The 9,160-nt window shown below is 40.3% G+C and carries 8 protein-coding genes and 3 pseudogenes; 3 read left to right on the top strand and 8 right to left on the bottom strand.

The genetic code is table 11. From position 1 onward, the window contains the following. Positions 1–100: 100 nt before the first annotated feature. Positions 101–333: pseudogene (locus CDZ78_RS23030) on the top strand (MBL fold metallo-hydrolase); the annotation flags it as partial. Positions 334–382: 49 nt separating this feature from the next. Beyond that, positions 383–1,285, top strand: coding sequence for a sulfotransferase domain-containing protein (locus CDZ78_RS09150; protein ID WP_087869746.1), 903 nt, complete (start codon positions 383–385; stop codon positions 1,283–1,285). Between the two features lie 127 nt (positions 1,286–1,412). Here CDZ78_RS09150 and CDZ78_RS09145 read toward each other — a convergent pair. From CDZ78_RS09145 to CDZ78_RS09115, 8 genes and pseudogenes are all read right to left on the bottom strand, one after another. Continuing rightward, a pseudogene (locus tag CDZ78_RS09145) lies at positions 1,413–2,112 on the bottom strand (TVP38/TMEM64 family protein); the annotation flags it as partial. A gap of 391 nt (positions 2,113–2,503) precedes the next feature. Beyond that, positions 2,504–2,801, bottom strand: a pseudogene (locus CDZ78_RS09140) (pyridine nucleotide-disulfide oxidoreductase); the annotation flags it as partial. Positions 2,802–3,059: 258 nt separating this feature from the next. Further along, positions 3,060–5,282, bottom strand: coding sequence for an NADP-dependent isocitrate dehydrogenase (locus tag CDZ78_RS09135; protein WP_087869745.1), 2,223 nt, complete (start codon positions 5,280–5,282; stop codon positions 3,060–3,062). A 688-nt stretch (positions 5,283–5,970) separates the two neighbouring features. Next, the gene (locus tag CDZ78_RS09130) at positions 5,971–6,120 is read right to left on the bottom strand and encodes a BrnA antitoxin family protein (protein ID WP_244559206.1); all 150 of its coding nucleotides are present in this window, start codon (positions 6,118–6,120) and stop codon (positions 5,971–5,973) included. Continuing rightward, positions 6,077–6,247, bottom strand: a complete 171-nt coding sequence (locus tag CDZ78_RS23025; protein ID WP_244559207.1) for a hypothetical protein — start codon at positions 6,245–6,247, stop codon at positions 6,077–6,079. Before CDZ78_RS23025 ends, CDZ78_RS09130 begins: the two co-directional genes overlap by 44 nt. Positions 6,248–7,118: 871 nt before the next feature. Next, a complete protein-coding gene (locus tag CDZ78_RS09125) occupies positions 7,119–7,394 on the bottom strand; it encodes a BrnA antitoxin family protein (RefSeq protein ID WP_087869743.1) in 276 nt (91 codons plus the stop codon). Between the two features lie 145 nt (positions 7,395–7,539). Further along, positions 7,540–7,794, bottom strand: coding sequence for a type II toxin-antitoxin system YoeB family toxin (locus tag CDZ78_RS09120; protein WP_087869742.1), 255 nt, complete (start codon positions 7,792–7,794; stop codon positions 7,540–7,542). Continuing rightward, positions 7,794–8,054 carry a type II toxin-antitoxin system Phd/YefM family antitoxin gene (locus CDZ78_RS09115; RefSeq protein ID WP_087869741.1) on the bottom strand — a complete coding sequence of 87 codons (261 nt, stop codon included), beginning with the start codon at positions 8,052–8,054 and terminating at the stop codon, positions 7,794–7,796. Before CDZ78_RS09115 ends, CDZ78_RS09120 begins: the two co-directional genes overlap by 1 nt. A gap of 472 nt (positions 8,055–8,526) precedes the next feature. Between CDZ78_RS09115 and CDZ78_RS09110 the strand changes: the two genes are divergently transcribed. Then, the coding region (locus CDZ78_RS09110) for an NADP-dependent isocitrate dehydrogenase (RefSeq protein ID WP_140413959.1) at positions 8,527–9,160 on the top strand (634 nt) is incomplete at its 3' end.

The raw sequence follows: 9,160 nt of genomic DNA, 5'->3' as shown, positions 1-9,160 counted from the left end.
AATACCAAAATGGGGCACTCAGAATCTTCAGTAGTGATATTTGGCGTTATCATACCATAATATGTTGTTTTAAAAGGGTATTATTTATTTCGTGCAAGCACTATTTACACAAGGCGGCACAAATCTGCCGCCTATGACAGAATCGGATATTCTCGGCCCCAGCGAAGCCTTCAGGAAAGAAATGGATTACTTCTCACACACGAAGAATGCAAATATGATATTTGAACGACTAGCTTCCACTGAACCAACAACCCTTGCATGTATGCATGGCAGCGCTTGGCATGGTGATGGCGCAAAATATTGCGCGCGCTCGCTAATGCACTATCTTCTTAATTCAATCTCTACCTCACATAATATTAGTAGCTTCTAAGTGGATGTATTTATGAGTAACTTTCCCATTCCTAGAAAAACCAGAGAATTTCAAAATCACCATTTCGACTCAACTATATGGAATGATTTCAGGTTTAGATACAACGACATTATTATTGCAACTTATGCCAAATCAGGAACAACCTGGATGCAACAGATCATCGCTCAACTATTGTTCAATGGTGACGATGACCTTTGTGTCTCTGAAATATCACCTTGGCTGGACCTGCGAGTACCTCCTAAAGAAGTAAAACTTGCTTATATTGAAGCTCAGACGCACCGTCGATTTGTTAAAACACACTTACCAGTAGATGCATTGGTCTTTTCAAAAAAGGCAAAGTACATCTACATCGGTAGAGATGGCCGTGATGTTCTTTGGAGTATGTACAACCATCATGTTACTGCAAACGATACATGGTATGACGCATTAAATAATACGCCCGGACGAGTTGGCCCTGCAATTGGAAAGCCTCCCACCTCTATAATTCAGTATTATCATGCCTGGCTTAATGACAATGGATACCCCTGGTGGCCTTTCTGGGAGAATGTACGCTCCTGGTGGACTATCAGAAACCTTCCGAATGTCTGTTTTGTACATTACACTAATCTTAAAAACAATATGCCCGGAGAGATTCGTCGAATAGCCGAGTTTCTTACTATACCTATTGATGAAGAAAAGTGGAAAGCAATACTGCTTCACTGCAGTTTTGATTATATGAAAGAAAATGCGACTAAAAGCGCACCACTCGGTGGAGCTTTTTGGGAGGGTGGAGCCCAGTCATTTATCCATAAAGGTACGAATGGTCGCTGGCGTAACATTCTTCAAAAAGGCGAGTTATTAAAGTACGAGCAATATGCCGCAAAAGAACTGGACCCAGAGTGTGCTCACTGGCTTGCTACAGGAAAAATGTTGTAAAAGCGTACATAAAAACAAACCTTAATCCTGTACTTAAAAACTGACTAAAGGCCCTATACACTACCGTTGCTCAACGTTATTACATTGGATGCACTATTTTTGAAGGGGTCACTCCTCATTCATTTTCTTTGTTTCTAACAGTGCTTACGATTTTTTTTGCTACCAATGGAAACAGTCCTAACAAGATAAACGAACCCAGCACTGTCGGCGATAAAATCCCGGCTAAAGATTTAATTTTTCCTAATTGCGTACCAGCATTAACATAAACTACTGTGCCAGCAAACATACCTACCTGGCTTACCCAATAAAAAGTTGTCACTTTCATTTTGGTTAACCCCATTAGCAAGTTAATCATAAAGAATGGAAATACGGGTACTAAACGCAAACCAAATAAATAAATAAAACTCACCTTCGCGCTCCACTCCTTCATCAATCGCCTTAAAGCTGTCTGAAAATTTTTCTTTGACACGATCCCTGAATAAAAACCGTGCTGCTAAAAAGGCCAGGGCTGCACCGATGCTAGAGGCAAAAGAAACAATTAAGGTCCCCCATAACACGCCAAACACAGCGCCACCGGCTAAAGTTAAAATAGTGGCTCCAGGTAAAGATAATCCTGTGACAGCAATATAAATCAGCGCATAAAAAACGACTGCTAATTTAGGGTTAGCAGCACGATAGTTTTCTATCACCGACTGCTGTGCCTTTAACGTTTCCAATGTTAAATAATGCCCTAAATCAAAGTAAAAAAATGCGCTAATAAACGCACAGATAAAGATCAACAGGGTAAGCGGGGAGTCGCTATTTTTGCGAAAGCTTGTTTTGGGCATCCCAGCCCAAGCAAGCAGCAAAAACTTAACGCGACCACTTATGCCTCCGGCGGCCCCGATTCGTCCTCGTCACCTCGTCCCGACCCAACAAGGGGTCGGAACATAGGCTCCAAATGACTTGACGCCGTGTCGGATGGCCTTTTATTTTGTCTCCACCTTCGCTAACGCTCAGACTCCGACAAAACAACGGCCCTACGGCTATCGCGGACTAAAAATCATCACTTCGCTTAGGCTACGTTTCCCTGATTTTCAGCGTAAGACACCATCCAGGAGAAAAACTTTCTCATCCCATCCGATAAACTAGTGGGAAAGTCAGGTGCCATATGACATTCGTGAGAATAATCATTAAAAATCATCACTCCGCTTAGGCTCCGTTTCCCTGATTTTAAGCGGTTGCACCGATGCTAGAGGCAAAAGAAACAATTAAGGTCCCCCATAACACGCCAAACACAGCGCCACCGGCTAAAGTTAAAATAGTGGCTCCAGGTAAAGATAATCCTGTGACAGCAATATAAATCAGCGCATAAAAAAACGACTGCTAATTTAGGGTTAGCAGCACGATAGTTTTCTATCACCGACTGCTGTGCCTTTAACGTTTCCAATGTTAAATAATGCCCTAAATCAAAGTAAAAAAATGCGCTAATAAACGCACAGATAAAGATCAACAGGGTAATTTGTGAAGAGGTCATTTTGCTTCCTTCTTGGCTAGGTTATTAGTTAGTCTGCAAAAGTATAAAAAACTTACAAAGCAATCCTGGTTAAATCAGTAATGTGTGGGAGGGGCTTTAGCCGCGACTAGCTCTAGACCCAACAACCTCAGACTCCAAATTAAAGCTCAAAGTTTAATGAGTTGTGCCCGTATGCAGCTTGCGAAATACGGAACAATTGGATGAGCTGTTCTTCCTGTATTCCGCTAGCTCCATACAGGCTACTAGTAAATAAGCTATTTATAGGCTGGCAATAATCGTATTAAAAATCTGGCTTGGGCGCATCGCTTTTTCAGCCAGCTCTTTATCTGGGTGGTAATAACCGCCTAGATCAACCGCTTCACCTTGTACGGCAATTAACTGCTCGACAATTTCATTTTCATTAGTACTTAACTGCTGTGCAATAGGAGTAAATTTAGCCTGTAATTCCTGGTCTTTACTTTGTTCTGCTAAAGCCTGAGCCCAATACATGGCAAGATAAAAATGACTACCTCTCGTATCCAGTTCACCCACTCTACGTTTAGGTGATTTATTATTATTTAAAAACTGGCTATTTGCTGTATCCAGAGCCGTAGCAATCACTTGCGCTTTTTCGTTCCGGGTTTTTAATGCCAGATCTTCCAGAGAAACAGCAAGTGCTAAAATTTCACCAAGTGAATCCCAACGTAAATGATTTTCTTCTAACAACTGTTGTACATGCTTAGGCGCAGAACCACCAGCACCTGTTTCAAATAACCCGCCACCAGCCAGTAAAGGCACGATAGATAACATTTTTGCACTGGTACCCAGCTCTAAAATAGGAAATAGATCAGTCAAATAGTCCCGCAGTACATTCCCCGTCACAGAGATAGTATTTTCACCTGCTTTTACACGCTGCAAAGTATAGCGAATAGCTTCAACCGGTGCCATGACTTTAATTTCAAGTCCGCTAGTATCATATTCTTTTAAATAGCTTTCAACTAAAGCGATTAAGTTAGCATCGTGTGCACGATTTTTGTCCAGCCAGAATATCGCAGGCTGACCTGTGGCTTGTGCACGATTAACAGCTAACTTAACCCAATCCTGGATAGGTAGATCTTTAGTTTGACACATACGCCAGATATCGCCCTGCTCAACACTATGTTCCAGCAAGATATTACCCGCGTTATCAGTCACACGTACAATACCCTTATCCGATATTTCAAAGGTTTTATCATGCGAGCCATATTCTTCAGCTTTTTGAGCCATTAAACCGACATTACTGACATTACCCATGGTAGTCACATCAAAGGCACCATGTTGTTGACAAAAATCAAATACTTCCTGATAGATACCAGCATAACAACGATCTGGAATCATAGCTTTAGTATCATGTAGATTGCCATCTGGTCCCCACATCTTGCCAGAAGAGCGTAAAGCGGCAGGCATTGATGCATCAATAATAATATCACTGGGCACATGCAAATTGGTAATACCCTTGTCTGAGTCGACCATCGCCAGTTCTGGCTGTGTTTGATAAACAGCCTGAATATCAGCTTCTATTTCTTTACGCTGCTCATCCGGCAGACTGGCAATTTTTGCATACACATCGCCTAGACCATTACGTGTATCAACTCCTAGCTGGTTAAAAGTTGCGGCATGTTTGGCAAAAACTTCCTGGTAATAAACATTGACCGCATGTCCGAACATAATAGGATCAGACACTTTCATCATAGTAGCTTTTAAATGCAATGAAAGTAATAGACCCTGCGCTTTGGCATCGCCAATAGACTCAGCAATAAAAGCACATAAGGCATTGCGACTCATTACCGCAGCGTCGATAACTTCACCCTGCAGCACTGGCGTTTTTTGTTTCAGTATGCTGGTTTGCCCATCGTCACCCAGAAACTCAATTTTCACATCACCCGCTGTTTCAATCACCGCAGACTGCTCACTAGAATAAAAATCCCCATCGCTCATCGAGACAACATGTGATTTAGAATCTGAGCTCCATACACCCATCGAATGAGGGTGTTTCTGCGCATACGTCTTAACTGGGTCAGCCACGCGTCGATCAGAGTTTCCTTCACGTAACACCGGATTAACTGCGCTACCTAAGACCTTGGCATAACGAGCCTTAATACTCTGTGCTACATCATCAACAGGATCTTCAGGGTAACCAGGAATATCAAAACCTAAAGCCTGCAATTCCTTGATAGCCGCATGTAGCTGAGGAATAGAAGCACTGACATTAGGTAGCTTGATAATATTTGCATCGGGTGTTTTCGCCAATTCACCAAGTTCCACCAAAGCATCACTTTGCTTTTGCGCATCAGTTAGATTCTCAGGAAAATTTGCAATAATACGGCCTGCCAGAGAGATATCTCGTGTCTCAACCTCAATACCAGCAGCTCGTGAATAAGCCTGAACAATTGGCAAAAATGAATAAGTAGCTAAAGCTGGCGCTTCATCAGTTTCGGTATAGATTATTTTTAAAATGGGCATGATTGTATCGCTGAAGATGTCTATGATAGAAAGTGTTAAGCATTATATTTCAGAACTGTGCTTATTAAAACCCGGGGACAGTTTTATTCAGGCACAGAAATAATCAGTTAAGGAATAATTAGAGACAGACCTATAGTTAAATAAAGTAATTAACATGCCTGCCTCCCTTATTATCTTGTTCCTTAATATTTCTAGATGGTTCTCTTCACCTTATTAAAGCCCCCGCCAGGAAAAGTCCGGACGAGGATTGGTTTGCTTAAAGGTAAATGGCCTCCCCAAAATAGTTAATCTTCAAGTGTAGAAGCTCAGACTTGATCTGACATATTTAACAATTAAGTCTTACAGCCAGAGAGACGGCTATATCGAACCATAGGAGCCATTCAGAATATAAAGGTCTCGCCATTTGATTAACTTAGCAAAGGATGTACTTGATTGCAAAACCCCAATCAAAGCTGAGTCAGTACAGATAACGATTAATTTTGATACTCTCAATCCACTAGTTTCTAGCCAGTTTCTTTCATCACAATCTTCATATCGTTGTATTTAAAAATTGTCGGGGACATCATGGTTAGATAAGGACCAATTTCTAACTCAACTACCTTCTCACTGGCAATATACAGTGTTTTTCTTACTGGAAAAAAACGGGGTCAGGTCTTTCCATGACGCATTGTAATATATTGAAATTATATTATTTGTGATGAGCTACATATTCTTTTAGCACATGATCAACACGCCCCTGCCAACCTTTACCGGCAGAACGAAAGTACTCAGCAACTTCGGGACTTACTCGAATACTAATAGGTACTTTTGTTGGCGACTTTTGACGCCCCCCTCTCACCAATACCTTTTTTGATTTTTGCGAGCAATGCAGGTTTTTCCTCTGAGATAGGTCTAAATTTCTTAAAATCATCCTCGGTTAATTCGCGTACTTCTCCATCTTTATCGATTAATGATTTCTTGCTCATACCGTTTTACCTCTCCAATCCAAGGGGTCGGAGTAATTGATTTCAAACAAAACCAATGGGTCAGACGATTGAAACTACCTCAACTCAAAAAATAGCTTCTAGACCACGATTCTTCAAACTTGGGCCGTATCTACTTTACTCACCATAGTGCGTCCTTGCTCTTATGATAAGCACTATACATTTGTACCAGCATTGTGTATTTCAGCTACTCAATAATTGGGAAACTTCAGTTTCAGAACTGTGCTTATTAAAACCCGGCGACAGTTTTATTCAGGCACAGAAATAATCAGTTAAGGAATAATTAGAGACAGACCTATAGTTAAATAAAGTAATTAACATGCCTGCCTCCCTTATTATCTTGTTCCTTAATATTTCTAGATGGTTCTCTTCACCTTATTAAAGCCCCCGCTAGGAAAAGTCCGGACGAGGGTTGGTTTGCTTAAAGGTAAATGGCCTCCCCAAAATAGTTAATCTTCAAGTGTAGAAGCTCAGACTTGATCTGACATATTTAACAATTAAGTCTTACAGCCAGAGAGACGGCTATATCGAACCATAGGAGCCATTCAGAATATAAAGGTCTCGCCATTTGATTAACTTAGCAAAGGATGTACTTGATTGCAAAACCCCAATCAAATCTGAGTCAGTACAGATAACGATTAATTTTGATACTCTCAATCCACTAGTTTCTAGCCAGTTTCTTTCATCACAATCTTCATATCGTTGTATTTAAAAATTGTCGGGGACATCATGGTTAGATAAGGACCAATTTCTAACTCAACTACTTTTTCACTGGCAATATACAGTGTTTTTCTTACTGGGAAAAAACAGAGTCAGGTCTTTCCATGACGCATTGTAATATATTGAAATTATATTATTTGTGATGAGCTACATATTCTTTTAGCACATGATCAACACGCCCCTGCCAACCTTTACCGGCAGAACGAAAGTACTCAGCAACTTCGGGACTTACTCGAATACTAATAGGTACTTTTGTTGGCGACTTTTGACGCCCCCTCTCACCAATACCTTTTTTGATTTTTGCGAGCAATGCAGGTTTTTCCTCTGAGATAGGTCTAAATTTCTTAAAATCATCCTCGGTTAATTCGCGTACTTCTCCATCTTTATCGATTAATGATTTCTTGCTCATACCGTTTTACCTCTCCAATCAAAGGGGTCGGAGTAATTGATTTCAAACAAAACCAATGGGTCAGACGATTGAAACTACCTCAACTCAAAAAATAGCTTCTAGACCACGATTCTTCAAACTTGGGCCGTATCTACTTTATGGCTATTTACTCACCATAGTGCGTCCTTGCTCTTATGATAAGCACTATACATTTGTCTTTCTCAATACGGTATAAAATACGATCCTGGTAAGATAACCTGACAGAATAATATCCTTTTAAACTTCCTGTTAATGCTTTTCCTTCCATTGGATTGTATGCAATTTTATTTCTAAGGATGTCTTTTGCTTTGTTTTTTAATTTTGGTGATAGGCTTTGAATATCTTTTTTAGCTTTTTTTGTAAAGCGTAGCTTGTAAAGCATTATTGCTCTTCACCAAAGACATCATCGAAACTAAAGGTGTCACCATTATTTGCTTCTTGCTCTGATTTAAGAAGATCTTCTTTAAAGTGTGGTAAAGACAATAAATAAAGGCTTTCCTGTAGACTTTCATATTCAGAGAGTGACATTAATATAGCATTGCCTGTTTTATGTCTAACCTCAAAAATATCGTGCTTTTGGTTGCTTTGTTTTATTAACTCAAAGAATGATTTCCTGGCTTCGGTTGCAGTTAAATTAATCATTGTTGTTACTCATGTTTTTAACGTACTTAAAATGGTACCACAACAAAAGAAGGATAAACAAGAAAAAATTCAAAGAGGGCTTATTAATTAATTCCCCAAATACAAAATCAATTCCCCGCCAGCATCAAACTTATCTCCAGCAAACTTTCCCAGCAATCACCTTCTTGTTCACCTTTAATTTGCCGGTCGGTTTTGGCCGCGATTAACCGTTAACTGAAGTTTCCCAATTATTGAGTAGCTGAAATACACAATGCTGGTGTATCGAGGTTTATTTTAGGTGGTTTTGCCATGTTTATAGCAAACCCCTACTTAATTCCCCTTAGGCAATAGCATTTGAAACGAATGAAAAGACTATTTTTTTCATATAGTTGTAGCATAGTTTCAATTTTACCATAAATAATTATTGGGAAACTTCAGTTCTGAAATATAATGCTTAACACTTTCTATCATAGACATCTTCAGCGATACAATCATGCCCATTTCAAAAATAATCTATACCGAAACTGATGAAGCGCCAGCTTTAGCTACTTATTCATTTTTGCCAATTGTTCAGGCTTATTCACGAGCTGCTGGTATTGAGGTTGAGACACGAGATATCTCTCTGGCAGGCCGTATTATTGCAAATTTTCCTGAGAATCTAACTGATGCGCAAAAGCAAAGTGATGCTTTGGTGGAACTTGGTGAATTGGCGAAAACACCCGATGCAAATATTATCAAGCTACCTAATGTCAGTGCTTCTATTCCTCAGCTACATGCGGCTATCAAGGAATTGCAGGCTTTAGGTTTTGATATTCCTGGTTACCCTGAAGATCCTGTTGATGATGTAGCACAGAGTATTAAGGCTCGTTATGCCAAGGTCTTAGGTAGCGCAGTTAATCCGGTGTTACGTGAAGGAAACTCTGATCGACGCGTGGCTGACCCAGTTAAGACGTATGCGCAGAAACACCCTCATTCGATGGGTGTATGGAGCTCAGATTCTAAATCACATGTTGTCTCGATGAGCGATGGGGATTTTTATTCTAGTGAGCAGTCTGCGGTGATTGAAACAGCGGGTGATGTGAAAATTGAGTTTCTGGGTGACGATGGGCAAACCAGCATACTGAAAC

It is taken from the genome of Bathymodiolus platifrons methanotrophic gill symbiont, assembly GCF_002189065.1.
Classification (GTDB): Bacteria; Pseudomonadota; Gammaproteobacteria; order Methylococcales; family Methylomonadaceae; genus Methyloprofundus.
Note: the sequence above shows the minus strand (reverse complement) of the source record. Positions and strands in the feature narration are given on the sequence as shown.

What these genes read in the sequence shown, in the direction of transcription:
- CDZ78_RS09150 (WP_087869746.1), top strand. Translation starts at nt 383, where the DNA reads ATGAGTAACTTTCCCATTCCTAGAAAAACCAGAGAATTTCAAAATCAC.
- CDZ78_RS09135 (WP_087869745.1), bottom strand. Translation starts at nt 5,282, where the DNA reads ATGCCCATTTTAAAAATAATCTATACCGAAACTGATGAAGCGCCAGCT.
- CDZ78_RS23025 (WP_244559207.1), bottom strand. Translation starts at nt 6,247, where the DNA reads ATGAGCAAGAAATCATTAATCGATAAAGATGGAGAAGTACGCGAATTA.
- CDZ78_RS09125 (WP_087869743.1), bottom strand. Translation starts at nt 7,394, where the DNA reads ATGAGCAAGAAATCATTAATCGATAAAGATGGAGAAGTACGCGAATTA.
- CDZ78_RS09120 (WP_087869742.1), bottom strand. Translation starts at nt 7,794, where the DNA reads ATGCTTTACAAGCTACGCTTTACAAAAAAAGCTAAAAAAGATATTCAA.
- CDZ78_RS09115 (WP_087869741.1), bottom strand. Translation starts at nt 8,054, where the DNA reads ATGATTAATTTAACTGCAACCGAAGCCAGGAAATCATTCTTTGAGTTA.